19 protein-coding genes are annotated in these 23,169 nt (G+C 64.4%); 8 read left to right on the top strand and 11 right to left on the bottom strand.

Annotated elements, in window-relative coordinates:
- Positions 1–98 precede the first annotated feature (98 nt).
- The 6 genes from FFI89_RS25835 to FFI89_RS25810 form a co-directional block, all read right to left on the bottom strand.
- A complete protein-coding gene (locus tag FFI89_RS25835) occupies positions 99–1,085 on the bottom strand; it encodes a hypothetical protein (RefSeq protein WP_246669258.1) in 987 nt (328 codons plus the stop codon).
- Positions 1,082–1,873: a creatininase family protein gene (locus FFI89_RS25830; RefSeq protein ID WP_138830379.1), complete on the bottom strand. Its 792-nt coding sequence runs from the start codon at positions 1,871–1,873 to the stop codon at positions 1,082–1,084. Before FFI89_RS25830 ends, FFI89_RS25835 begins: the two co-directional genes overlap by 4 nt.
- Before the next feature lie 19 nt (positions 1,874–1,892).
- The gene (locus FFI89_RS25825) at positions 1,893–2,696 is read right to left on the bottom strand and encodes a DNA-binding domain-containing protein (RefSeq protein ID WP_138830378.1); all 804 of its coding nucleotides are present in this window, start codon (positions 2,694–2,696) and stop codon (positions 1,893–1,895) included.
- Positions 2,693–3,601: a DUF692 domain-containing protein gene (locus FFI89_RS25820; protein WP_138830377.1), complete on the bottom strand. Its 909-nt coding sequence runs from the start codon at positions 3,599–3,601 to the stop codon at positions 2,693–2,695. Before FFI89_RS25820 ends, FFI89_RS25825 begins: the two co-directional genes overlap by 4 nt.
- Before the next feature lie 116 nt (positions 3,602–3,717).
- Positions 3,718–3,975, bottom strand: a complete 258-nt coding sequence (locus tag FFI89_RS25815; protein WP_246669257.1) for a hypothetical protein — start codon at positions 3,973–3,975, stop codon at positions 3,718–3,720.
- Between the two features lie 203 nt (positions 3,976–4,178).
- Positions 4,179–4,442, bottom strand: coding sequence for a hypothetical protein (locus tag FFI89_RS25810; RefSeq protein WP_138830376.1), 264 nt, complete (start codon positions 4,440–4,442; stop codon positions 4,179–4,181).
- A gap of 45 nt (positions 4,443–4,487) precedes the next feature.
- Here FFI89_RS25810 and FFI89_RS35270 point away from each other — a divergent pair, with 45 nt between their 5' ends.
- Positions 4,488–4,616 carry a hypothetical protein gene (locus tag FFI89_RS35270; protein ID WP_256379159.1) on the top strand — a complete coding sequence of 43 codons (129 nt, stop codon included), beginning with the start codon at positions 4,488–4,490 and terminating at the stop codon, positions 4,614–4,616.
- A 218-nt stretch (positions 4,617–4,834) separates the two neighbouring features.
- Here the strand turns inward: FFI89_RS35270 and FFI89_RS25805 are convergent, their stop codons facing one another.
- The 3 genes from FFI89_RS25805 to FFI89_RS25795 all read right to left on the bottom strand — a co-directional run bounded on the left by FFI89_RS25805 (position 4,835) and on the right by FFI89_RS25795 (position 8,058).
- Complete coding sequence (locus FFI89_RS25805) at positions 4,835–6,625, bottom strand: thioredoxin domain-containing protein (protein ID WP_138830375.1); 1,791 nt, start codon at positions 6,623–6,625, stop codon at positions 4,835–4,837.
- 93 nt (positions 6,626–6,718) lie between these two features.
- Positions 6,719–7,183 (bottom strand): DoxX family protein, encoded by a 465-nt coding sequence (locus tag FFI89_RS25800; RefSeq protein ID WP_210249028.1) that lies wholly within the window; start codon positions 7,181–7,183, stop codon positions 6,719–6,721.
- 143 nt (positions 7,184–7,326) lie between these two features.
- Positions 7,327–8,058, bottom strand: a complete 732-nt coding sequence (locus tag FFI89_RS25795) for a cytochrome c biogenesis CcdA family protein (RefSeq protein WP_138830374.1) — start codon at positions 8,056–8,058, stop codon at positions 7,327–7,329.
- Between the two features lie 230 nt (positions 8,059–8,288).
- On the opposite strand from FFI89_RS25795, the gene FFI89_RS25790 reads away from it, so the two are divergent.
- The 5 genes from FFI89_RS25790 to FFI89_RS25770 all read left to right on the top strand — a co-directional run bounded on the left by FFI89_RS25790 (position 8,289) and on the right by FFI89_RS25770 (position 15,699).
- The gene (locus FFI89_RS25790; RefSeq protein ID WP_138830373.1) at positions 8,289–10,346 is read left to right on the top strand and encodes an adenylate/guanylate cyclase domain-containing protein; all 2,058 of its coding nucleotides are present in this window, start codon (positions 8,289–8,291) and stop codon (positions 10,344–10,346) included.
- Positions 10,347–10,452: 106 nt separating this feature from the next.
- Positions 10,453–11,484 (top strand): TRAP transporter substrate-binding protein, encoded by a 1,032-nt coding sequence (locus tag FFI89_RS25785; RefSeq protein WP_138830372.1) that lies wholly within the window; start codon positions 10,453–10,455, stop codon positions 11,482–11,484.
- A gap of 11 nt (positions 11,485–11,495) precedes the next feature.
- Positions 11,496–13,349: a TRAP transporter large permease subunit gene (locus tag FFI89_RS25780; RefSeq protein ID WP_138830371.1), complete on the top strand. Its 1,854-nt coding sequence runs from the start codon at positions 11,496–11,498 to the stop codon at positions 13,347–13,349.
- 1 nt (position 13,350) lies between these two features.
- A complete protein-coding gene (locus tag FFI89_RS25775; RefSeq protein WP_138830370.1) occupies positions 13,351–14,328 on the top strand; it encodes a hydroxyacid dehydrogenase in 978 nt (325 codons plus the stop codon).
- A 75-nt stretch (positions 14,329–14,403) separates the two neighbouring features.
- Positions 14,404–15,699 (top strand): MFS transporter, encoded by a 1,296-nt coding sequence (locus FFI89_RS25770; protein WP_138830369.1) that lies wholly within the window; start codon positions 14,404–14,406, stop codon positions 15,697–15,699.
- A 10-nt stretch (positions 15,700–15,709) separates the two neighbouring features.
- Here the strand turns inward: FFI89_RS25770 and FFI89_RS25765 are convergent, their stop codons facing one another.
- Positions 15,710–16,321 carry a TetR/AcrR family transcriptional regulator gene (locus FFI89_RS25765; protein ID WP_138830368.1) on the bottom strand — a complete coding sequence of 204 codons (612 nt, stop codon included), beginning with the start codon at positions 16,319–16,321 and terminating at the stop codon, positions 15,710–15,712.
- Between the two features lie 112 nt (positions 16,322–16,433).
- Here FFI89_RS25765 and FFI89_RS25760 point away from each other — a divergent pair, with 112 nt between their 5' ends.
- Both FFI89_RS25760 and FFI89_RS25755 read left to right on the top strand, forming a co-directional pair.
- Positions 16,434–17,666 (top strand): cytochrome P450, encoded by a 1,233-nt coding sequence (locus tag FFI89_RS25760; protein WP_138830367.1) that lies wholly within the window; start codon positions 16,434–16,436, stop codon positions 17,664–17,666.
- 218 nt (positions 17,667–17,884) lie between these two features.
- The gene (locus tag FFI89_RS25755) at positions 17,885–21,565 is read left to right on the top strand and encodes an AsmA-like C-terminal region-containing protein (RefSeq protein WP_138830366.1); all 3,681 of its coding nucleotides are present in this window, start codon (positions 17,885–17,887) and stop codon (positions 21,563–21,565) included.
- A 47-nt stretch (positions 21,566–21,612) separates the two neighbouring features.
- On the opposite strand, the gene FFI89_RS25750 is transcribed toward FFI89_RS25755, so the two are convergent.
- Positions 21,613–23,088: an ABC-F family ATP-binding cassette domain-containing protein gene (locus FFI89_RS25750; protein ID WP_371721756.1), complete on the bottom strand. Its 1,476-nt coding sequence runs from the start codon at positions 23,086–23,088 to the stop codon at positions 21,613–21,615.
- Positions 23,089–23,169 lie beyond the last annotated feature (81 nt).

Genomic DNA, 23,169 nt, shown 5'->3' with positions numbered 1-23,169 from the left:
GCAAGTCGGGGGAACCTTCCAACATCGCGCGCCGAAAAGCCAGCTTTGTGCAGGGTTTCGCCCAGCGTCTGTTGCGCGTGCGAAAGAGATGGCGCTTGTCAAGCGCGTGGCTCGGTGATGGCCTTACGGATCGCCGCGAGCGGCGCGGTGTCGTCGAATTCGAGGCTCTCGCTTTGCGATCTCAGCCCGAGATCGCGCCACAGCGCGGCGAGGTCGGGGGTTACCGGTTTTGGTCCCATCTCGTTGTGAAGGCGCGTCAGCACATCGACGCCGACCGCCTTGTCGGCGGTGGAAAGCACGCGCTCCAGCGACCAATCCTTCTCGTGATTGCCGCCGGCCGATATCACCCCGCGCATCGCGTCCTGCAGGCCGAGGCGGTTGTTGGTCCGCTTGCGGATTTCGATATCGGCGATCAGGCAGAACATCGCGCCGCCCCAATATTTGCGGCCCCAGGTGTCGGTATTGTCGAGGCCCTGGTCGCCGCTCTCCGGCAGGCCTTTGGGCATGTCGCGCATGATATCCTGCCAGACGGCGCGCGCGGACAGATCGCCGGCCTGCACCCGCGCGATCGGTTCGACGTAGACGGCCAGTCCTTCCGACAGCCATGCATAGCGCTGGTCGAGATCGGGCAGGGCGGTATGCACCATCTCGTGCACCATCACCCAGTCGCGCCGCAGGACATCTTCGGTGGAGTCGCGGCCGAACGGGATGCGGATCGCGGCGCCGCGATAACCCCACGTGGTGCCGCCGCGTATCCGCGCGCCATCGACCGGCACGATCAGCAATCTCAGCGAGCTGACCGGAAAACGTCCGTAATAGGTCGAGACTGCCTTGGCCGACATTCTGATCCAGTCCAGCACCTTTTCCTTCGGCAGTGCGATGTCGCCGGGCGCGAACGCGACGTGAATAGAGCCGCCTGCGATTTCGAGATCGGTTTTGGGCAAGTGGTCGAAGGCATCGTAAGGCATGCGATCGCCGCGCATGTATTCCGATTGCGCGTCGGCGCGGAAGGAGATGACGCTGGCCAGGATGGACGCGATGACGGCGCCCGCGACCATCCAGCTAAAGGCGGTGGCGTTCCTCATCGCAACGGGCTTTGCATCGTGGCGGGTTTCGGCTCGGTGGCTGGTGGTTTCCCGACGAAAGCGGCAACGTGCTCGTGGAGATCGTCGAGCATGGCGGCGAGCAGCATCTCGCCCTTGGCCGATGTCGCCAGTGTCGGATCGCCATAGCTGCCGGAACGGCTGTAGTTCGGCGAATTCAGATCCGACGGCGTCAGCGGACCCGGCGTGTCCCGGGTCACGGCAGGGCTTGCCTCGGCGCGCGCCATGTCGACGAGGTGCGGCGCCAGCGCCAGCATCAGCGAGGTCTCCAGCTCGTCGGCGTGGCTGCCGTGGGCCTGTTGCGCCAACCCTTTCGCGACCCGGGGATAGCGCGGCCCTCCGTGGGTCCACAAATGCATCACCCGGCTGGTGTCGAGGCGCGCCAGTGCTCGATCGACCGGGGCCAGCGTGCTGATTCCGGTATTGAGCACGAGCAGCTTGCGGCATCCGCCGCCGAGAATTCCGACGGCAACTTCGTGCACGAGCGTCTCGAATGTCGCTGCCGACAGGCTGCCGCTTCCGGCATATTCGACGAAGGCCGGATAATGGCCGTAGGTCAGCGTCGGCCAGATCAGGGCATCGACAGGTTCGGCAATTCTGGCCGCGAGCCATTCGGCCTGAAGGCGATCGGTGTTGAGGGGAAGGTGGAAGCCGTGCTGCTTCGCCGCCGCACCGATCGGCAATATCGCAGGCGCGCCGTCATGAATGCGCCGCGCCACCTCGTCCCATGTCAATCGTTCGATGAAATGGCGATCGGTGTCCGCGGCCATGGCCGGCCTTTCATCTCATCTAAGCGCCGACGGAAACACCCGTCAAAAGTCCCGATGTAATCCAGCCGTGCAGATAGCCGGCGCCGCGCGCCGCCGCGCTGTCGGGGTCGTCATAGGTCGCGAGCATTTCGCAGAGCACGTCGAACGGAACGCCGTCGGCGGCTTCATCCCACATCATCGCCTCCTCAGCCGGGAGCTCGCGGAACATCGGCGTCGTGTCCTGACGCCAGATCAGCAGGCGCATGGGTTGTTCCAGCACGGCCGCATCCGGCGGGGTCTCTTCGTTCTTGAGTGCCAGCCAGATCGCGGACGCATTGGTCGCAAGGTCGAGTCTGAAGGCGCTGGGGTGCGGAACAAATTCGAGATCGGGCCAGGCCTCCGGGGAAAAGCCGGCCATGTCTAAAAGACCCACCACCGGGCCTTCCGCAGCGTCGAAGGCGTCGTTGAGGGTCTTTTCCAGCGCAGCAAGATCGGACAGCACGGGATGGTCTGAATACGGCTCCGCCGACTTCAGGAAATCGGGCAGGCCTTGCGAGAACCAGCGCAGGTTCGGGTGTTCGGACGGGCGCGCCTTGACATAGGCATATCCCATCTCGTCGAACATCTCGTCGCCGAGATAGAGGTGCAGCAATTCGTGATCGTTGCGCATCGCATCGACCAGCCGCGAGCCATAGGCATAACGATAGACGCCGAACAGTGTTTCGCGCTTCTCGCGGGGGCTGTCGAGAATTTCTGATAGCACCGTGTCGTCGCCGGTCAGGATGCCGCGCTGGAATTCAGCCTGCTGTCGCGCGAAGTCGTTCATCTCGGATGAGTTACTCATCCTACCTGCGTGCCTGTCGCCGGCAATACCTTGTCGGCGATCTCTCGGGTCCGGTTCACTTCCTCGAGCAGTTCGGCGAGCGGCGGAATGTTGTCGTCGCGCTCGATCATGGTCGAGACCCGGCCGAAGCGTTTCAGGGCCGCGACATAGAGATCCCAGACGTCCTCGCACACCGGATGGTCGTGGGTGTCGATGATATGGGTGCCCATATGGCTGTGGCCGGCCATATGGAACTGGACGACGCGATCCGCCGGAATTCCGTTGAGGAAGGTCAAGGGGTCGTAGCCGTGGTTGAAGGCGCTGACATAGACGTTGTTGACGTCGAACAGCAGCCAGCAGCCGGAGCGGCGCGACAATTCCGAAAGAAATTCCCACTCCGTCATTTCGGAATTGTTGAACTGGACGTAGGTCGAGACATTCTCGAGCACGAGCGCGCGGCCGAGGAAATCCTGGACAAGCTGAACGCGGCTGACGACGTGGTCGAGCGCTTCGGAGGTGTAGGGGATCGGCAGCAGATCGTGCAGGTTCTTGCCGTGCACGCCGGTCCAGCACAGATGGTCCGAAATCCATTTCGGCTCGACCCGCCTGGCGAGGTCTTTCAAGCCTTGCAGATATTCGAAATTCGGCGGCGCGGTGGAGGCGATCGATAGCGACACGCCATGCATCACGACCGGATAGCGTTCGCGGATCCGGTCGAGCGTGCGCAGCGGCCGGCCGCCCGGGATCATGTAGTTTTCGCTGATGACCTCGAACCAGTCGATGTCGGGATTTCCGTTGAGGATTTCGTCGTAATGCTGGTGGCGAAGCCCGAGACCGAAGCCAAGGAAGGGCGGCTTGGCCGTCTGCGTCGAGCGGTCTGCAAGCGCCGCGGCCGAACTGTCTGGCAATCTGCTTGCGACGTTCATGTCGTCTCCGCTTGAACGGTACCGCCAAATGAACCGGGAGGCTCCGAAGCTGGCGTTCAAATTACCACGGAAAGGAGGCCCGGCCCACACCGGGCCTCCTTCCGACGGCCGCAGCGTTAGGCCGGCTCGTATTTGCCCTTGGCCGCGTCGCACTTGTCCTTGGTCATGGCGGAGAAGCCCTGGCCCTTGCAGGCGTTCAGGCCCTTGCAGGAATGGTTGCCGCCTTTGCAGGCGCTCTGGCCCTTGCAGGCGTTGGCGCCGACGCATTTGCCCTCGCCGGCGGCATAGGTCACGGTCGACATGGTAGCGCCGGCCAGGAACAGAGTGGCTGCAGCGGCGGCAATGGCGGCGCCGGACTTGGAAGTCATCTTCATATGTATCCTCCAACAATTGTGTCGGTGCATCGCCCGCGAGCCCTGACGTTTGCGGCTCAAGACTGCACCTGGTGAGAGCTACGCTTCCGCTTCGAATTGGTTACGCGGCCGGCTAGATTATTTTTAATCATGGCCGGCAAAAGAAGGCCAGAACGAAGAGGGCCCGGCATGGATGCCGAGCCCCTTGGCTCCGTTCGGAGCCGTCAGCCCTTGACGTAAGCGCCGCCCATGGCAGCGCACTTGCCGGGCGAGGTCATCGAGAAGCCGGTGCCTTTGCAGGCGTTCAGGCCTTTGCAGGAGTTCGAACCGCCCTTGCAGGCGCTCTGGCCCTTGCAGGCGTTGCCGGCCATGCACTTGCCTTGGGCGGCATTTGCCGGGCTCGACGCGGTCGTGGCAACGGCGCCGGCGAGGAACAGGGTGGCGGCGGCGGCTGCGAGTGTGGCGCCGGATTTGGAATTCAACTTCATGACGATCTCCTCGATGATTGTTTGAAGAAAAAGGTGACGCCGTGAGTGGCCGATGATCCCAAGATCATCCAAAGGATGATCCGAGAGATCACAGACCCGCACAACGCAGGGGAAGTATTGGAAAACAATCAGACTGCGGTGGCTGCGCCGGAGGACGTCGTCGCCGTGGTCTGAGTGCTCGTCCAGAGACAGCTACGGGGCATCGGGCGATTTGGTTACAGAGTCTCGAAAGAAAATTTTCTTTCTTTGCGGTTGGACAACCCGTCCATGTCTAACCCCGCCGGCCTGAGAGTATTTCGTTGTGCGACCGGAATGCCGGCGACGCAGAAATCGCGTCGCTGCAATCGATTGGGCAGTAGGACTGACGATTTAGTTGCAATGCACAATGGGGTTCAGTTCAGCGCTGCCCTTGTCGGCTTCAGCTTCGCCATCTGCTTCACCGTGGCCTGCAGTTCCCCAGCATTGAAGGAGGGGAACGAGCAGGTGCGGTTGCTGCAGGCAAAGGCGGCAGGCTCGCCGAGATCGGGATACTCGACGTCGGGATTGGGCAATTTGCCTTCGCGCAAATCCAGCCATTCGAGGCGCTTGTACCGGGCCGGCAGCGCTCGGGCGATGGCGTGCAAGGCCTGCGCCTTCGGATCGTCCTTGTGTCCGACGATCGTCATATGGGTCGGCTCGACCGCGAGTTCTTCGTCGGCGAGCAATACGCCGGGCAGCGGGCGTATCATCTCGGCCGACGCGCTGGCGAGATAGCGCATTGCGTGTGAGGCCTGCTCGCGATAGCTCGCATTGCCGTAGTAGCGATCGAGCAGGTTCATGAAGCGGGCGACCTGGATCTGATCGTCCATCAGCTTGGCGGGCCTGGCGAATACACCGGTCTTGCCTTCCGAGGTCTTCGACGTCAGGAAGCCGCCGGAATCATCTCGGAAGGTCGCGACGAACTCGCCGGCCTTGGCGGCGGAGGTCAGCCAGTCGCGGTTTCCGGTGGCGGCATAGAGATCGAGGAAGGCCTGGCCCATCGCCAGAGTGTCGCCGAGGAACGGGCCGCCGCGATCCTTGTCGCCGTGGCGGAATCCGCCGTTCGGCAGCGCGCGGTTGTCGATCACCCATTTCGCGGCGCGGACGGCGATCTCAAGCGCTCTGGGATCGTTGGCGACATCGTAGTAGGCCGCCATTCCCGAGATCGCCCAGCCGTTTTCACGTGCGTACAGGTTCTTGTCGATGTGCGGCATTCCCAACTTGCGGCGCTCGCCATCCGAGAGCGCGTAATAGGTGTGGCCGTCGGTGTCGTGATCGAGATCGGCGTCCTGGCTGACATAGAAGGCGCCGTCGGGACTGGTCAGGAAGGCGGCGAGATAGCGTTCGATGTCACCGGCGGCCGCGAGGTATCTCGGGTCCTTCCACAGCGCATAGGCCTGGCTGTATTGTCGCAGGTATTGGGCCTGGAACGACATGAGCTTTTCGAAATGCGGATGGCTCCAGGAGCCGGCTTCGGAGTACTGGAACACGCCGCCCCAGACCGGATCGATCAATGCGACGGCGGCGTCCAGCGTCTGCCGGGCGCGCTTGATCGCGGTGACGTCGCCGCTCTCGGCGCGCGCGATGGCGAGATCCAGGCTGTCGGCATCGATGTATTTCTGGTTCTCGCCCCAGCCGCCGAGATTTTCCTCGTAGGATTCGTCGTAGTTCCTGGTCAGCTCCGTGCGCTGCTCCTTGTTGAGGAAAGCCGAAGCGGACGGTTTGATCTCGAAAGCCTCGCCGACCGAAGGCCCCGGCGAGGGATCGTCGATAATGGCCGTGAGCAGCGCCTGCATCCGCTCGGGTTCGATATATCCCCTGATCTTGGCGATCTCGGTGCCATCGGGACCGAACACGACCGTCGCCGGCCAGCCCCAGTCGCCATAGCGGCTGGACAGATCGGGGTTGGCGTCCTGATCGACACGAACCGGCAAATATTTCGAGGCCAGCAACTCCTGGACCTGCGGGTTCGCATAGGTGGTCTTTTCCATCACGTGGCACCAGTGACACCACACCGCTTCGAGATCGAGGATCACGAAGCGTTTCTCGGCCGTGGCGCGGGCGAACAATTCGTCGTCCCAGCCGCTCCATTTCGGTCCGTCTGCCAAGCAGGGAGAAGCCGCAAACGCGGTGACAGCAAGCATGGCAATGCGGACGAATTTCATGGCGGCTCCCCGGGCTGTCGTTGAAAGAGCTACGGGCGCGGAAAAATCCAGGCTCACACTTTCCACGATGTCACGGCATCGTGAGAAGTAGCCTCAGGTCGATTTCTCAGCGTGTCCCGCAGCATTCACCAGCAGCCGGTCTAGCGAGGCCGCGCCGGGACCGCAGATCGCCAGCCAAATGAAGGCGGCGAAGTAGGTCATTTCCTCGAAGCCGAGCAGCGTTTCCAGCGAATCGATGTCGCCCCATTTTGCCGACTTGATTGCGACCAGCATGACCACCGCCAGCATCGCGGCCGGGATCCGGGTGAACAGGCCGAGGATCAGCATGGCGCCGCCGAAGCATTCGACGCCCGATACGAAGGGAGTGAGAATGTGCGGGAACGGAATCCCCCAGCCGATGAAATTCTCGGTCACCTGCGCCAGATTGGTGAGCTTGCCCCAGCCGGTCAGCATGAAGGTGTAGCCGACGATCAGCCGCATCAGAAGCGGTCCGGCCCAGGAAAAATGCGACGCGATCCGCGCGGGCAACAGGATGAGAAGATTGATAATAGAATTCATGCGACCCCCCTTTAAATATGCTGACGTGAAGCCGCGGCCCGCGACTTCTTCAATCCAGCGCGGACGAAAATGCCGCGGCCGCGATTGCGGCAAGCTGGTTCTGGCAGGAGTTTCGCAATGGCCGGCCCGCTTGTTACGGGGCCTTAGCCGAAATTTTGCAGCGCGGGGAAGGTCTCCAGCAACCAGATGCTGATGCTGGAGACGGTGCCGGTCAGGAAGCCGATGCCGGTGATCACCATCAACACGCCCATGACCCGCTCAACGGTGTCGAGATGGCGCTTCATCCGCGCGAACAGTGAGGAGAACTGCTCGATCATGAAAGCGGCCAGCAGGAACGGAATTCCGAGTCCGGCGGAGTAGACCGCCAGCAGTCCGGCGCCCTTGGTCACCGTGGCCTCGGCGGCCGCAATCGACAGGATCGCCGCCAGAATCGGGCCGATGCAGGGGGTCCAGCCAAAGGCGAAGGCGAGCCCCATGACATAGGCGCCCCACAGCCCGACGGGTTTGGGCGCCGTTAGCCGTCCCTCGCGCATCAACAGCCCGATCCGGGTCAGCCCGAGGAAATGCAGGCCCATGATGATGATGACGATGCCGGCGACGATCGATAACTGCGCCGACCAGGCGCGGATGAAGCTGCCGACAAAGGAGGCGCTGGCGCCAAGCGCCACGAACACGGTGGAAAAGCCGAGCACGAACATCAGCGCCGAGATCATCACCGCGCGCTTGGAGGCCTGGGTAGATTCGTCATTGCTGACGTGCTCGATGGTCGCGCCGGTCAGATAGATCAGATAGGGCGGCACCAGCGGCAGCACGCAGGGCGACAGGAAGCTGACGAGGCCGGCGATCAGGGCCGCGGGAATGGAAACATCGTGCATTGCATAACCTTCAAGAACTGCGGCCGAGAACTACGGCAGGGCATAGCGCCGTCTTGGCCTGTACGGAACAGGCAATCCAGAAGTTTCGCGACGGGCGGGTTCAACTTCGGTCACAGAGCCGTGTCCGGCACGCCGGATGCCGTGTTCGGCATCCGGGATAGCGCCGGCGGCGAAACAAACGCTAGTATCGCTCCGTATCGCGGTCACGAGCCCCGCCAACCAGGGTCCCCATGCGTATCGGCATCCGCAGCGCCATTTCCGCCCTCGTCCTGACGTCGATCGTCGTCAGCGCCGTCGGCGTGCATCTGTTGTGGTGGCGCACCGCCCAGCGGGTCAGCCAGACCCTGGCCGATACCATTAACGACCAGATCGTATCTGCGGTCGGCGACGAACTGCAGTCGATCACATCAGAGGCGCGCTCATCGATGATGGCGGTGCGGACGCTGCTGCTCGGGAAAGTGTTCGACCCACGCGACATGCGCAGGCGCGAGTTCGTGTTCCAGTCGCAACTGCTGTCACAGCCGACCATCTCCTGGGTGGCGTTCGCCTGGCCCGACGGATCGCTCTACGCCGGGCACAAGCTCGGCGACGCCGTGATCGAAATGATCGAGATCCATACCGATCACAAGATGCGGATCGACCGCTACGAATTCGTCGGCAACGACCTCCAGCTCAAGAATACCCGGGTCGAGGATACCGACTATTCCGTCATCAATCAGGAATGGTTTCGGGTCGCGATCGACACCAAAGATGAACACTGGTCGACGTTTTCGGCGCTTCCCACCGGTCCGAGGCTGGCGGCGGCGTTCGCGGCGCCGATCGAGATCGACCAGAAGCCCGCCGGCGTCATCGCCATCATCATCGAGCTGACGCGGGTCTCGAATTTCCTGTCGCAACTCACGGTCGGGAAATCGGCCGGCGCGTTCATTCTCGAACGGGACGGCAATGTGGTCGCGGCTCCCGATCCAGACGCCAACGAACTGAACGCGCTCAAAACCGATCATCCGCTATTTCCGGTCGCGGTGGCGGCGATGCGAGAGGCTGGCGATGCCTATCAACCGGGCGAGGGCGAGCCCCTACACAGGCAGGTGACACGGGACGGAAAAGCCTATCAGGCGGTGCTGACGCCGATCTCGTTTCCGGGCTGGTCGCTGGTGACCGTGGTGCCCGAGTCGGAATTTCTCGGACCGGTGCAGATGACGATCCGGAACTTGCTGATCGGACTTGCGGTCCTGATCGTGTTTGCCGGGCTATTGTCGGCCTGGCTGGCGCAGCGCCTGATCGCCGCCCCGCTGATCAAGGTGGTAGGCGAGATCAGGCATGTCGAACGGTTCGATCTCGACCGCGTGGAGCGGCATTCGTCGCGGCTGACCGAGATCGAGAATCTGTCCGGCGCCATCGGTGACATGGCGCAGGGGCTCGCCGCGTTCCGGAAATACATTCCGGCCGATCTGGTGAAGCGATTGATCAGCGACGGCAACGGCGCGCGTCTCGGCGGCGCGGTGCGGCCGATGAGCGTGATGTTCATCGATCTCGCCGGCTTCACCGGCATGTCGGAGCGGCTCGGCGACCGCATCATTCCGCTGCTGTCGCGCTATTTCGATGCGATGTCGACGCAGATCCAGAATCAGGGCGGCACCATCGACAAGTTCATCGGCGACGCCGTGATGGCGTTTTGGGGGGCGCCGGCGCCCGATCCCGATCACGCCGTCGATTGCTGCCGCGCGGCGTTGGCGTGCCGGCGCGCGATCGAGGAGGCGGGTCTGGTCGACGACCACGGCCAGCCGATCAAGATCAGGATCGGCATCAATTCCGGCGACATGCTGGTCGGCAATATCGGATCGGAAGTCCGGCTCAACTACACCGTGATCGGCGACGCTGTGAATATTGCCAGCCGTCTCGAAAGCACCAACAAGGTCTACGGCTCCACCATCATCATCGGCCCGGAAACGCGCCGGCTGGCGGGCGATAGCATCGTGGTTCGCGAACTCGACCGGCTTGCGGTCTATGGACGCGCGGGCGGCCTGCAGATCTACGAATTGCTGGGCATGCAAGGGGACGCTGGCAGCGTGTTTGATGGCGCGAGCGACTGGGTGAGCCGTTACGAGGCTGGCCTCGCGGCCTTCCGCGCGCGCGATTTCACCGCCGCGATCGGTTCGTTCGAGAAGGTGCTGGAAATTCGCCAGGACGATGCGGCGTCGGTGCTGATGATCGAACGCTGCCGGCACCAGATCGAAAATCCCTCCGCGGACGACTGGGACGGCACCAGCATTGCGCGAACGAAGTAGGCGGAGAGTGTTGGTGGTTGCTTAGTTAAGCAATGTGATTAAGCTGGTGCGACGTCCGCCGCGCCAAGACGGCGGTACAACAAAAGACTCTCCCGGGAGGAGCATGATGAGGTCGAAGCCGATCAACCGTCGCGTCGTTCTGCAATCGACGGTCGCCGCGACCGCCTGGCTGGCCGCAGCACCGGCCCTGATCGGGCGCGCAGAAGCCGCCACGCTGAAACTCAAATGTTCGTCGTCGTTGCCGAACGATCCCAAATACGCCAATGGCCGCGTCTACTATGACAACCTGGTCAAGAGCCTGAAAGCGAACGGGCTCGGCGAGCAGATCGAGGTCACGTTCTTTCCCGACAACCAGCTCGGTCAGGAAATCGACGTCATCAATTCGGTCAAGCTCGGCGTGATCGACCTGATGGTGTCGGGCTCGTCGATCTCGGCCAACCTGGTGCCCCTGGTCGGTACCTTCGACCTCGGTTATCTCTTCACCAGTTTTCCGCAGCAGACCAAGGCGTTCGACGCCGGCGCCGCCAAGCCGATCGAGGATGCGCTGCTCAAGGGCGCCAATATCCGCATCATCTCCTGGGCCTATAATTTCGGCTCCCGCAGCGTGCTGGCGAAGAAGCCTGTAAAAGGTCCCGAAGATCTGGCCGGCCTCAAGATCAGGACGCTGCCGAACCCGGTCATCACCGAATGTCTGCGCCTGATGGGCGCTGCCGCGACGCCGCTGGCGTTCGGCGAAATCTATACGGCCTTGCAGGCCGGCGTGCTCGACGGGCTCGAGCACGATCCGCCGACCATCCTTGCCAGCAAGTTCTACGAGACCTCGAAAAACTATGCGCTGACGCAGCATAATTTCTCGCCGCTCGCGACCTATTTCAGCGACGCGACCTTCAATCGGATGGATCCCAAGCTGCGCGAAGGCTTCCTCGACGCGGCCAAGAAAGCCGCCGCCGATACCCGCGCGCATGGCCTCGAGATGGAAAAGGAAGCGCTCAAGAACCTCGCCGACAAAGGCGTCACCATCGTCGAATGCGACAAGGAGGCGTTCCGCAAGCGCGTCGCTCCGCAGAGCGAGAATTTCATCAAGGCGCGGCCCGAGGCGAAGCCCGTGGTGGACATGATCCGCGCGACGCAGGCTTGAGGGCAGACGAGATGTCAGTTGCCGCAGCCGCGCCAAGCGGCGGCCGCCGGATCACGGCTTCGCTGCTTCAATTGAGCGACACCGTGGCGGCGATCCTGCTCGTTGCCGACCTCGTGGTCGTCTGCGTGTCGGTGTTGCTGCGATTCCTGTTCAACGCGCCGGTCGAATGGGCCGACGACGTCGCCCGCGGCCTGATGGTCGGATCGAGCTTCTTCGGCGCCGCCAGCGCGCTGGCACGGGCCGAAAATCTCGGCGTGGCGTTTTTCGTCGACATGCTGCCGGCCGCGATCCGGCGCGTGATCGATTCGATCGGGGCGCTGCTGGTGACGGTCGTCGCGGCCTATGTCGCCTTCAACGCCATCAAGATGGGCTGGCTGACCACCGGGCAGACCTCCGGCTCCGGGCTGCCGCTGGAATGGACGTTCTATCCGATGGGCGCCGGCGCGCTGTTCATGACGGTGTTCGCCGCCGAGATTTTTTGTAAGCGTTCCGTTCACGACATGATCGCCGGGTTGGTCGCGACGGCTGCGATCGCCGGGCTTTACCTGGCCTGGGATTTTCTCGGCCCCAATTCGGTGCCGTCGTCGAGCACGCTGATGCTGGTCGGCTTCTTCATCACGCTGTTCGGCGGACTGCCGATCGGGTTCGCGCTGGCGCTGGCGGCGCTGATCTTCATCTGGGTCGAGGGCACGCTGCCGGGCGTCATCTTCGCGCAGCAGATGGCGCGCGGCATCGACAATTTCGTGCTGCTCGCGATCCCGTTCTTCATTCTGGTCGGCTACCTGATGGAAGCCAACGGCATGTCGGTCCGGTTGATCGAACTGCTGCAGCGCGCGGTGGGGCGGATGCGCGGCGGACTGAACGTCGTCATGGTGACGTCGATGGTGCTGTTCTCCGGCATTTCCGGCTCCAAGATGGCCGACGTCGCCGCCGTCGGCTCGGTGCTGATCCCGGCGGCGCGGCGCTCGCGGCAGAACCCCGGCAGCGCCGTGGCGTTGCTGGCGGCGTCGGCCGTGATGGCCGAAACCATCCCGCCCTGCATCAACCTGATCATTCTCGGCTTCGTCGCCAATCTGTCGATCGGCGGTCTCTTCGTCGCCGGCCTGTTGCCGGCCGGGCTGATGGCGCTGGCCCTGATCGTGCTGTGCATCATTCTCGGCAAGCGTCCCGAGCCGGTCGAGGACGCCGAGCCGCAGGCGCCGGTGTCGGGCCTGTGGAGCGGCGCGATTGCGTCGTTCGGGCTGATCTTCATGATCTTCTTCGGCTTCAAGAGCGGCTTTGCGACCGCCACCGAAATCTCGGCCTTTGCCGCGGTCTATGCCATCGTGATCGGCAGCATCGTGTTCCGCGAACTCAGCTTCAAAACCGCCGCGCACAGTTTCGTGCAATCGGCAACGCGGTCGGGGCTGGTGTTGTTCATCGTCGCTGCCGCGCAATCGCTGGCCTTCATCCTGACGCTGCAGCAGGTGCCGCATACGGTCGGCGACTTCATGCTATCGCTGTCGGGCTCGCACGGCGTCTGGCTGTTCATGTTGCTGTCGATCGTGGTGCTGATCGTGATGGGTTCGGTGCTGGAGGGCGCTGCGGCCCTGATCATCTTCGGCCCGCTGCTGCTGCCGGTGGCGGTCAAGCTCGGCATTGATCCGCTGCATTTCGGTGTCGTGCTGGTCATTTCGATGGGGCTCGGCCTATTCGCACCGCCGCTCGGTCTCGGACTTTATGGCGCCTGCCTGATCGGCAACGTCCCGATCGAACAGACCATCAAGCCGATCATGGGCTACCTCGGCCTGCTGCTGCTCTGTCTGCTCGTGATCGCATTCGTGCCGGCGATCAGCACGGCGCTGCCGCGCGCCTTCGGGTACTGACGTGAAAGTTTTGCTCACCCATACGCCGCAGGCGCGGACGCAATATTACGGCGAGCGCAGCCTGAACGGGCTGCAGGCGATCGCCGAGGTCACGCTGCATCAGGCTGATGCGGCGCTGGACGCCATCGGCCTGATCGCGGCGGCGCGCGATGTCGATATCATCGTCGCCGACCGGCTCACCGCCGGACCCGGCGAGATTTTTCCGAGACTGCCCCAACTGCGCGCCTTCGTCCGCTGCGCGGTCGATATCCGCAACATCGATGTCGACGCCGCCTCGGCGGCCGGCGTGCTGGTCACGCAGGCCGGGCCGGGCTTCATCCAGTCGGTGGCGGAACTGGCGCTCGGCTTCATGGTGGATCTGTCGCGTGGCGTTTCGCGCGCGAGCGCCGACTACCATGCCGGGCGCAAGCCCGCGATCATGATGGGCCGGCAATTGGCCGGCAGCCGCCTCGGCATTATCGGCTACGGCAGCATCGGCCGTTACCTCGCCGGCATCGCCAAGGTGCTGGGCATGGAGGTTCTCGTCGCCGATCCCTTTGCGACCGTCGACGATGCCACAATCCGGCACCTGCCGCTCGACGATCTCCTGAGCCAGTCCGACTTCGTCGTCTGCCTCGCGATCGCCAATGAGAAGACCGAGAACCTGATCGGGCAGGCGGCGCTGGCGCGCATGCGCCCCGACGCGTTCTTTATCAATCTGTCGCGCGGCAATCTGGTCGACGAGGCGGCATTGACGGCGGCGTTGCGCGAGAAGCGCATTGCCGGCGCCGCGATGGATGTCGGCCGCGCGCTGGACCAGATGCCAACGCCGGAAGTGGCAAAGCTGCCGAATGTCATCGCGACACCGCATATCGGCGGCCTGACGCCGCCGGCGATCGAAAGCCAGTCGTTGGAAACAGTATCCCAGGTCGAGAAGATCGTCGCCGGCGAGATTCCGGTCGGTGCAGTCAATGCCGCGAGCTGGACGCGGCGGCCTTGAAACTTCGAGGCGCGGATGTCAGCGTGATCTGATCGGATGGCCCGCTCCACAGGGTCAGCAATGGAATCCCCGCTGATGCGACTTCCCTTCTTCTACGGCTGGATGATTGTCGCGGTGACGTTCGTCACCATGGCGATCGGCGTCAATGCGCGCACCGCGTTCTCGCTGTTCTTTCCGCCGATCATCGGCGAGTTCGGCTGGGAGCGCGGCGTCACCGCGGGCGCCTTCTCCTTTGGCTTCGTGGTTTCCGGCGCGGTCAGTCCGCTGATCGGCCGCATGATGGACCGTTTCGGTCCGCGTGGGGTGATGGAACTCGGCGTCGCCCTGATGGGCGGTGGCCTGCTGCTGGCGCCGCTGACGACGCAGCCCTGGCATCTGTATCTCACCATCGGCGTGATGGTCGGCGCCGGCAGCGTCTGCCTCGGCTATTCCGGCCAATCGTTGTTTCTGCCGAACTGGTTCATTCGTCGCCGCGGCCTCGCCATGGGGCTGGCGTTCGCCGGCGTCGGCATCGGCTCGGTGACCCTGCTGCCGTGGGTGCAGCACATGATCGAGCAGACCGGCTGGCGCACCGCTTGCACCGCGATGGGCATTCTGGTGCTCGCCGTGCTGGCGCCGATCAATCTGCTGCTGCGCAAGAAGCCCGAGGATATCGGCCTATTGCCGGACGGTGACGCCGCGCCGACCGCAACGTCGGCAAAACCAATCTCCAACATCGTCGATCCGGTCTGGGCCGGCACCGACTGGACGCTGGCTCGCGCGTTGCGCACCGCGCGCTTCTGGTGGATATCGCTCGGTTACTTCTGCGGCCTGTACATCTGGTACGCGGTGCAGGTGCACCAAACCAAATTCCTGCTCGATATCGGCTTCAGCCCGAACGTCGCGGTGTGGGCGCTCGGCGTGGTCAGCCTGCTCGGCATTCCCGGCCAGATCTGGCTCGGACATCTCTCGGACCGGATCGGGCGGGAATGGATCTGGGCCATCAGTTGCTTCGGCTTTGCGATCTGCTTCGCGGCGCTGATCGGCCTGAAATATGCGCCGGTACTGCCTCTGGTCTATCTGATGATTTTCACGCAGGGCGCGCTCGGCTACGGGCTCACCTCGATCATGGGCGCGGTGGTGCTCGAAATCTTCCAGGGCAGGCACTATGGCAGCATTTTCGGCACCATCATGCTGGCGGCGCTGGCGGGAGGCGCCGCGGGTCCCTGGGCGACCGGCGCGTTGTACGATCTAGCGGGCAGTTACACGCTGGCCTTTGCGATCGGCATTGCCGTGAGTCTGTTGTCGGCGATCGCGATCTGGCAGGCGTCGCCGCGCAAGGTGAGGGCGGTCGCCGGCCAGATGCACAAGGCGCACGGCAACGGCGGCTGAGGTGTTGCGGTCAGGCTGACGTAATCCCAATCGTCCGCTGCAGGTCGCCGATGGCGCGCAGGAAACTGTCGGCCGGCGTGGTTTCCGGATCGATCAGGCGATGCAGACGAAAGCCGTCTTCGAGCGCCAGGACGACCGCGCCGACCCAGGCCGGATTCAGAATTCCGTTCTTGCCGCTGTTCTTCGCCGTGGTCTCGACGATATCGGCGATCAGTTTTCGCCGGGCACGCAGCCGCTTGGCGAGTTCGGGCCGGCGCTTCTCGGCGCGCGCCACGAACAGGATCATCTCCATATGCAGCAGGGGGGAGCGGCCGAGCGGATCCTGCTTGCTGCGATCCATCGTCCTCAGTGCCTCGATGAATTCTTCGAGGTTTTGGTGCCGGGCGAGAAGTTCGTGCATCCGCCGAATCGATTGTTCGACGTGCTCCTCCATCATGGCGATGATCAGCTCGTCCTTGCTCTTGAAATTCGAGTAGAACGCCCCGCGGGTGAAGCCGGCGGCAGCCGCGATATCCTCGATGCTGGCGCTGCCGATACCCTGCTCCTCGCAGACGCGCGCCGCTGCCTCGAACAGTTTTTCGCGGGTATCGTCCCTTGTGGGTCTGGTCCGGACTCTTGACATCCTGCCAATTTAGGTCAGAATGCAACTCGATACAATAGTGTATCGAATTGCGAATTCCAAATGACGCCGCCTTTTTCGGCGAGATTCAACGCGGTAACTCAGTGAGGTCACCATGAACGAGCATGTTCAGGCTGCGAATAGCGCGCCGCTGTTCAATCCGCTGTCGCCCGAGTTCATCAGGAACCCCTATCCGCATTACGAGCGGATGCGCACTACCGATCCGATGCATGTCACGCCGCTCGGCGTATTCGTCGCCAGCCGCCATGCCGAGGCCAGCCTCGTGCTTCGCGACAAGCGCTTCGGCAAGGACTACGTCGAGCGCACGATCCGGCGCTACGGCCCGAAGATCATGGAAGAGCCGGTGTTCCGCAGCATGAGCCACTGGATGCTGCAGCAGGATCCGCCCGACCACACCCGCCTGCGCGGGCTGGTGGTGAAGGCGTTCACCGCGCGCCGGGTCGAGGACATGCGCCCGCGCATCCAGCACATCGTCGACGAAACACTCGATCGGATCATTCCGCAGGGAAAGATGGACCTGATCGAGGACTTTGCGTTCCGCCTGCCGGTCACCATCATCTGCGACATGCTCGGCATTCCCGAAGAGCATCGCGAGGTGTTTTACACCGGTTCGCGCGATGGTGGACGCCTGCTCGACCCGGTTCCGCTGTCACCGGACGAGATCAAGCAGGGCAATGCCAGCAACGCGATGGCGGCCATGTACTTCCAGCAACTGTTCGAGTTGCGGCGCAAGACCCCCGCCGACGACCTGATCACGCAACTGGTGCAGGCCGAGGAAGACGGCAGCAAGCTCTCCAATGAGGAGCTCACCGCCAATATCATCCTGCTGTTCGGCGCCGGCCACGAGACCACGGTCAACCTGATCGGCAACGGCCTCTTGGCGCTGCATCGCAATCCCGACCAGCTCGAACTGCTCAAGGCCAAACCGGAGCTCATCACCAACGCCATCGAGGAATTCCTGCGTTACGATTCCTCGGTGCAGCTGACCGGCCGGGTGGCGCTGGAAGACATCGACGATCTCGGCGGCAAGCGAATTCCGAAGGGCGAAAGCGTGTTGTGCCTGCTCGGTTCGGCCAACCACGATCCCGCCGTTTATCCCGACCACCCGGAGCGTCTCGATATCACCAGGCCGAACGTGCGGCCGCTGTCCTTCGGCGGCGGCATTCACTTCTGCCTCGGCGCCCAATTGGCGCGGATCGAGGCCGAGGTCGCGATCTCGACCCTGCTGCGCCGCCTGCCGGACCTGCGGCTCGATGACGCGGTCAATCCGGAATGGCGTCCGACCTTCGTGCTGCGTGGCCTGAAGCGGCTGCCCGCGAGCTGGTAAATTCGGGCCTCCCTGGCGCCGTCACCAGAGCGGTTTCGGCGAAGCGGGGTCAAGAAAACGCGTCCAATCAGAGAAGACAGCCCCGGTTCTGTATTTCAGAACCAGGGCTCTCGCGATGTTGCTGTGACTTCGCCATACTTGTCTCTATATATTGAGTTGCTCCGGCGCCGGTTCGGGTTCGCGCGGCGATATGCGGGGGCGCTTCAAGGGGAGACACCGTGCAGACGACGCTGCTCGGCCTGGCAATCGCCTTTATCATTGCGCTCATTGCCGCGCTGGTCGGGCCGTACTTCATCGACTGGAGCCAGTTCCGGCCGCAATTCGAGGCCGAGGCGGCGCGAATCATCGGCGCCCAGGTTCGCGTCGGCGGCAAGCTCGACGCCCGGCTGCTGCCGGCGCCGTCGCTGCAGTTGCGCTCGGTGGTGGTCGGCGGCGCCAACGACCTCGGCAAGGTTCGCGCCGACAAGCTCGACGTCGAATTCAGCCTGGGCTCGCTCATGCGCGGCGAATGGCGCGCCACCGAATTGACCATCAATGGCATGTCGCTCGATCTCGGCCTTGATCCGAAGGGGCGGGTCGACTGGCCGGCCTCGACCGGGACGTTCAACCTCGGCTCACTGGCGATCGATCGCCTCAATCTCACCGGCCGGATCGCGCTGCATGATGCGGCCAGCCGCAGCACGCTCGAACTGAACGACATCGCCTTCAGCGGCGACGTGCGCTCGCTCGCCGCCGGTGCGCTTCGCGGTGACGGCAACTTCATGCTTCAGGGCACGCGCTATCCGTTTCGCGTTTCCTCGGGGCAGGGGCCCGACGGCAACGGCACGCGCCTTCACCTCAATATCGATCCGGGCCAGCGTGCCTTCGCGGCCGACCTCGACGGCATCCTGAATTTCGACGCCCGCGCGCCGCGTTTCGACGGCGCGGTGACGCTGGCCACGCCAGCCGGCCAAAAGGGCAGAGGTGACGAACCGCCGTGGCGTATCACGGCGAAGGTCAAGACCGATTACGCGGCGGCCCGGCTCGAACAGATCGAGGTCACCCTCGGCGGCGAGGAGCGCGCGTTGAAGCTCGCCGGCAACGGCGACATTCGCTTCGGTGCCTCGCCGCTGTTGCATGCTGTGCTGTCGGCGCGACAGCTCGATGCCGACAGGTTCGTCAGCAAGGACAATTCCGCCGAACCGGTCCGCGCGTGGCCGGCGCTGCGCGCCCTGATTTCGGCTATTCCGCCGGCGCCGATTCCGGCACAAGTCGAACTCTCTACCGAGCAGGTGATGCTCGGCGGCCGCCCGCTACAGGACATCGCCGCCGACCTGCACGGCAACGCCAGCACCTGGAGTGTCCACAAACTGGAGTTCCGCGCCCCCGGCACGACGCGGGTATCGCTCAGCGAGGCGAGCGCAAAAAGTGCCGCGCCCGGTCAATTCAAAGCCGCGCTCAATATAGAGTCGTCGGACCCCGACGCCTTGATGACCTGGTTGCAGGGCCGCGGCGACGCCGCCTATCGCAGCCAGAAACCGCTGCGGCTGCGCAGCGACGTCACCATCGCGCCTGACGGATTCACCTTTGACACCTTGAAGGCGGACATCGACGGCGGCGCCGTCGAAGGGCGGGTTGCGGTGTCGCACCGGCAGGCCAGCAGTGGCTCCAGGGTCGATGCGCAATTGAAGGCGGAACGGCTGGATCTCGATGCGGCCACGGCGTTCGTCCGTTCGCTGGCGGGACCGCAGGGCGACTGGCCGGATGAAGGCGCACTGTCGCTCGATATCGGCAGCGCCATTTCGGCCGGTCAGGAATTGCGTCCGTTGCTGGCCAAACTCAATTACGGGCCAAAATCGTTCTCGCTCGACCAGTTGAAGATCGGCCGGCCCGACAGCGTGATGCTGGAAGGCGTGGGCAATTTCGACCGCGCCAATTCGACCGGAAAACTGAAGATCGATTCGAGCGCCGCGTCGCTCGGCCAGCTCACCAGTCTGATCGCGCCGTTTGCACCGGCGCTGGTCGCGCGGCTCAACGCGATGGGCTCCGCTCCGGGGCCTGCGCGCCTGAAGCTCGCGCTCGATCTCGACAAGAACACCGGGCAGGCCGATCGCGCCAATGCGCGCGCCGTCGTCGATGTCGATGCGCCGCTGCTCAAGGGTGTCACTACCATCACCGCGAAGCCGCCGGTCGCGGCGATCCGCGGTATCGATCTGGCGGCGCTCGGGCGCAGCGAGGTCGGGATCGAGTCGAATTTGTCGTCGACGCAGGGTCGCGCGTTGCTGGTGCTGCTAGGCGTCAACAGCGTCATCGCGGCGGGCGAAGGCCCGGCCCAGTTCGAAGGCTCGGCGGCGGGCGCCTGGGGCGCGCCGTTGCGGCTGAAGGCCAAGATCTCGGGCGCGGGACTGGATGCCGAAGCGGATGGTTCTGCGGAGCCGTGGGCGCAGGACGCCAAAGCCAGTCTCAATCTCAGAGTTCGCAGCGCCGATCTCGGACCGCTGCTCGAACTCAAGCCCACCGACACGCTGGCGCAGAACATCGCTCTCACCTCGCGCGTCTCGCTCGCGGGCAACAGACTGACCTTCGACGATCTCGACAGCAGCATCGCCGGTTCGCGGTTGCGCGGCCGCGTGGCCGTCGCGCTCGGTGATGACAAGAGCATCGAAGGCGAAATCGGACTGGATCGACTGGCGCTGGCGCCGGCCTTCGCGTTGGCGATCGGCGCGGCCGGACATGACGCGGCCGAGCCGCTCGGTGCCGGACTGGTGAAGGGCTGGCGCGGCAAGATCGCGTTCCAGGCCTTGCGGGGTCTGCTGCCGGGCGGCAGCGAGTTGCAGCCGGTCAGCGGCGCCGTCAGGAGTGACGGCCAGTCGCTGACGTTCGATGCCATCAAGGGCAGGATCGGCGGCGGCGAAGCCAGCGCCATGATCGACACCAGGCAAAGCGCCGACGGCATAGCGATGAATGCGAGTGTCCAGTTGAGCCATGTCGACGGCACGGCGCTGCGCTATCGCAATCTCGCGATGCCGGCCGGGCACGCGTCGCTGCAGATGACGCTGGCAAGCCAGGGTCGCAGCGCCTCGGCGCTGGCGGGCGCACTGACCGGCAGTGGAACGGTGACGCTGGAATCCGCGAAGATCGCCGGCCTCGATCCGCGCGCCTTCGACGCGGCGGTCCGCGCCAGCGACAGCGGGCAGGTGAAGGATGACGCCAGATTGAAGCAGATCGTCGAGCCCGCCCTGGCGGCAGGTACGCTGTCGATTGCGTCGGCACAGGTCCCGTTCAACATCCGGGACGGCCGCGTCAGGGTCGGCGTCACCACGCTCGATGCCAACGGGGTGAGGGCGATCGTTTCCGGCGGCTACGACATCCCGGCCGATCAGGCCGATATTCGCGCGGCCCTTGCGCTGACGATGACGGCCGGCCGCCCCGAGATTCAATTGTTTGCCGTCGGCACGCCTGACGCGCTCAGTCGAACCGTCGACGTCGCCGCATTGTCTTCGTGGCTCTCGGTGCGGGCGATCGATCACGAAACCAAACGGCTCGATGCCATCGAGCGCGGCGAACCGCCGCCGCCTGCGCCGGCGCCGGTGTCGCTGCCGCCGCAGGAGGATACACCAATGCCGGCACCGCAAGCGGCCCCGCCGAGCGAGCCGCTGACGCAGGTGCCGCTGCCCGGCCGCGATCCGCGCAGGCTTCCGGCAAAGCCCAAGGCCGCTGCGCCGCGTCCGCAGGCCGCGTCGCCCGCTGCCACGGCGCCTGCGCCGGTGACAAGCCAGCAGCAGGTGGCGCCGTTGCCGCCACCAATCGAGGTGAAGCCGGCGCCGGGTCCCGCAAAGCCGAAACTGAAACCCCCGCTCGCGCTGACACCGCAGGTGGCCAATCCGCCGCCGCGTCCGGCGCTTCAGAACAGCAACTGACCAACCGGGCTCAGCCCTGTTGTTTTGGCGCGTTTCCACTTCGCTCGCTATGAAAGCACGATCTCCCGCTCGATGCCGATCGCCTGCAGAAAGGCCTGGTCGTGGCTCACCACGATCAGCGCGCCGTCAAATCCATTCAGCGCTTTTTCCAGTTCCTCGATCGAGGCGAGATCGAGGTGATTGGTCGGCTCGTCCAGCAGCAGCAACAGCGGGGGCTCCGGCCGCGCGAACACGCAGGCCATTCCCGCGCGCAGGCGCTCCCCGCCGCTGAGCGTGCCGGCGATTTGCAGCGCCGCGCGGTTACGGAAGGCAAACCGCGCCAGTGCGGCATGGGCGTCGTTGGCGGTCAGCTCCGGGTTGAGCCGGCGCAGGTTGTCGAGAATGCTCGTTGAGGGATCGAGCAGGCCGACATGCTGGTCGAGCACGGCGACGCGCGTGGTCAGGCGGTCGATGTCGCCGCTCGCGGGCGCGAGCTCTCCCGTCATCAGGCGGAACAGGGTTGTCTTGCCGGAGCCGTTGGCGCCGCGGATCGCGATGCGCTCGGGGCCGCGCACCTCGAAGGATAGCGGACCGAACAGGTGGCGCTCCCCGAACCTCATCGCCGCGTCCTTGAAGGCGATCACCGCGCGGCCACGCGGCAGATTGGTCCGGGGCAGTTCGATCGCAAGTGGCGTCAGGATTTCGACCTGTGCACGGGCTAGCTCGAGCGCTTCGGTCCGATCGCCGATCAGCCGGTCGGCCAGATTGCTTTCGCGCGCGACGCTCTCTTCCGCCTGCTGCTTGCTGGCATCCAGCAGGATTTTGCTGTGGCTGCCCGAGGCGCGGTAGGCACGGCCGGCCTTGTCGCGCCGGGCTTTCTTCTCCCGCGCCTTCTGCAACGCGCGTTCGGTATTACGTAATGCATCCGATGCGCGGCCGAGGTCCGCTTCGGCGCGGGCGCGGGCCGCATCGCGCGCCTGCGCAAAGCCGGACCACGCACCGCCGAACACGTTGACGCCCGTGGGTGCCAACTCGACGATACGGTCGACACGTTCCAGCAATGCGCGATCATGGCTGGCGACGAGGACGCCGCCCTGCCAGCGTTCGAGCAGTTGCGCCACGGCCTGCCGGCCATCGGTGTCGAGATTGTTGGTGGGCTCATCGAGCAGCAGCAGATCCGGTGCCTCGATCAGCAGGCGCGCCAGTGCGACCCGCGTTCGTTCACCGCCGCTCAACGAGGCGATCGGGCGGTCCAGCCGCAACGACCGCAGGCCGGTCTCGATCAGCGCGGCGTGCAGGCGCTCTTCCAGCGTCCAGTCGGCCTCCGCGGCGTCGTCGAGCGAGCCTTCGCCGCGCTCGAGTCGGTGCAGGCGCGCGAGGTCGGTTTCGACGCCGAGCGCCCGGGCCACGGTGACGCGGTCATCGGCCAGTTGGGCGAGCATGCCGATCGAGCCGATGCGCTGAAGCGATCCGCTTGCCGGTTCGATCTCGCCCGCGACCAGGTTCAACAGCGTGGATTTGCCGCAGCCGTTACGGCCGACCAACCCTGTTCGCTCGCGCCCCAGCGCAAGCGTCAGGCCATCGAACAGCGGACGGCCGTCAGGGGTGGCGAGGGAAATGGAATC

The organism is Bradyrhizobium sp. KBS0727 (genome assembly GCF_005937885.2).
Classification (GTDB): domain Bacteria; phylum Pseudomonadota; class Alphaproteobacteria; order Rhizobiales; family Xanthobacteraceae; genus Bradyrhizobium.
The sequence above is the reverse complement of the archived record's forward strand: the minus strand, read 5'-3'. Positions and strand labels throughout refer to the sequence as shown.

What these genes read in the sequence shown, in the direction of transcription:
- FFI89_RS25835 (WP_246669258.1), bottom strand. Translation starts at nt 1,085, where the DNA reads ATGAGGAACGCCACCGCCTTTAGCTGGATGGTCGCGGGCGCCGTCATC.
- FFI89_RS25830 (WP_138830379.1), bottom strand. Translation starts at nt 1,873, where the DNA reads ATGGCCGCGGACACCGATCGCCATTTCATCGAACGATTGACATGGGAC.
- FFI89_RS25825 (WP_138830378.1), bottom strand. Translation starts at nt 2,696, where the DNA reads ATGAGTAACTCATCCGAGATGAACGACTTCGCGCGACAGCAGGCTGAA.
- FFI89_RS25820 (WP_138830377.1), bottom strand. Translation starts at nt 3,601, where the DNA reads ATGAACGTCGCAAGCAGATTGCCAGACAGTTCGGCCGCGGCGCTTGCA.
- FFI89_RS25815 (WP_246669257.1), bottom strand. Translation starts at nt 3,975, where the DNA reads ATGAAGATGACTTCCAAGTCCGGCGCCGCCATTGCCGCCGCTGCAGCC.
- FFI89_RS25810 (WP_138830376.1), bottom strand. Translation starts at nt 4,442, where the DNA reads ATGAAGTTGAATTCCAAATCCGGCGCCACACTCGCAGCCGCCGCCGCC.
- FFI89_RS25805 (WP_138830375.1), bottom strand. Translation starts at nt 6,625, where the DNA reads ATGAAATTCGTCCGCATTGCCATGCTTGCTGTCACCGCGTTTGCGGCT.
- FFI89_RS25800 (WP_210249028.1), bottom strand. Translation starts at nt 7,183, where the DNA reads ATGAATTCTATTATCAATCTTCTCATCCTGTTGCCCGCGCGGATCGCG.
- FFI89_RS25795 (WP_138830374.1), bottom strand. Translation starts at nt 8,058, where the DNA reads ATGCACGATGTTTCCATTCCCGCGGCCCTGATCGCCGGCCTCGTCAGC.
- FFI89_RS25790 (WP_138830373.1), top strand. Translation starts at nt 8,289, where the DNA reads ATGCGTATCGGCATCCGCAGCGCCATTTCCGCCCTCGTCCTGACGTCG.
- FFI89_RS25785 (WP_138830372.1), top strand. Translation starts at nt 10,453, where the DNA reads ATGAGGTCGAAGCCGATCAACCGTCGCGTCGTTCTGCAATCGACGGTC.
- FFI89_RS25780 (WP_138830371.1), top strand. Translation starts at nt 11,496, where the DNA reads ATGTCAGTTGCCGCAGCCGCGCCAAGCGGCGGCCGCCGGATCACGGCT.
- FFI89_RS25770 (WP_138830369.1), top strand. Translation starts at nt 14,404, where the DNA reads ATGCGACTTCCCTTCTTCTACGGCTGGATGATTGTCGCGGTGACGTTC.
- FFI89_RS25765 (WP_138830368.1), bottom strand. Translation starts at nt 16,321, where the DNA reads ATGTCAAGAGTCCGGACCAGACCCACAAGGGACGATACCCGCGAAAAA.
- FFI89_RS25760 (WP_138830367.1), top strand. Translation starts at nt 16,434, where the DNA reads ATGAACGAGCATGTTCAGGCTGCGAATAGCGCGCCGCTGTTCAATCCG.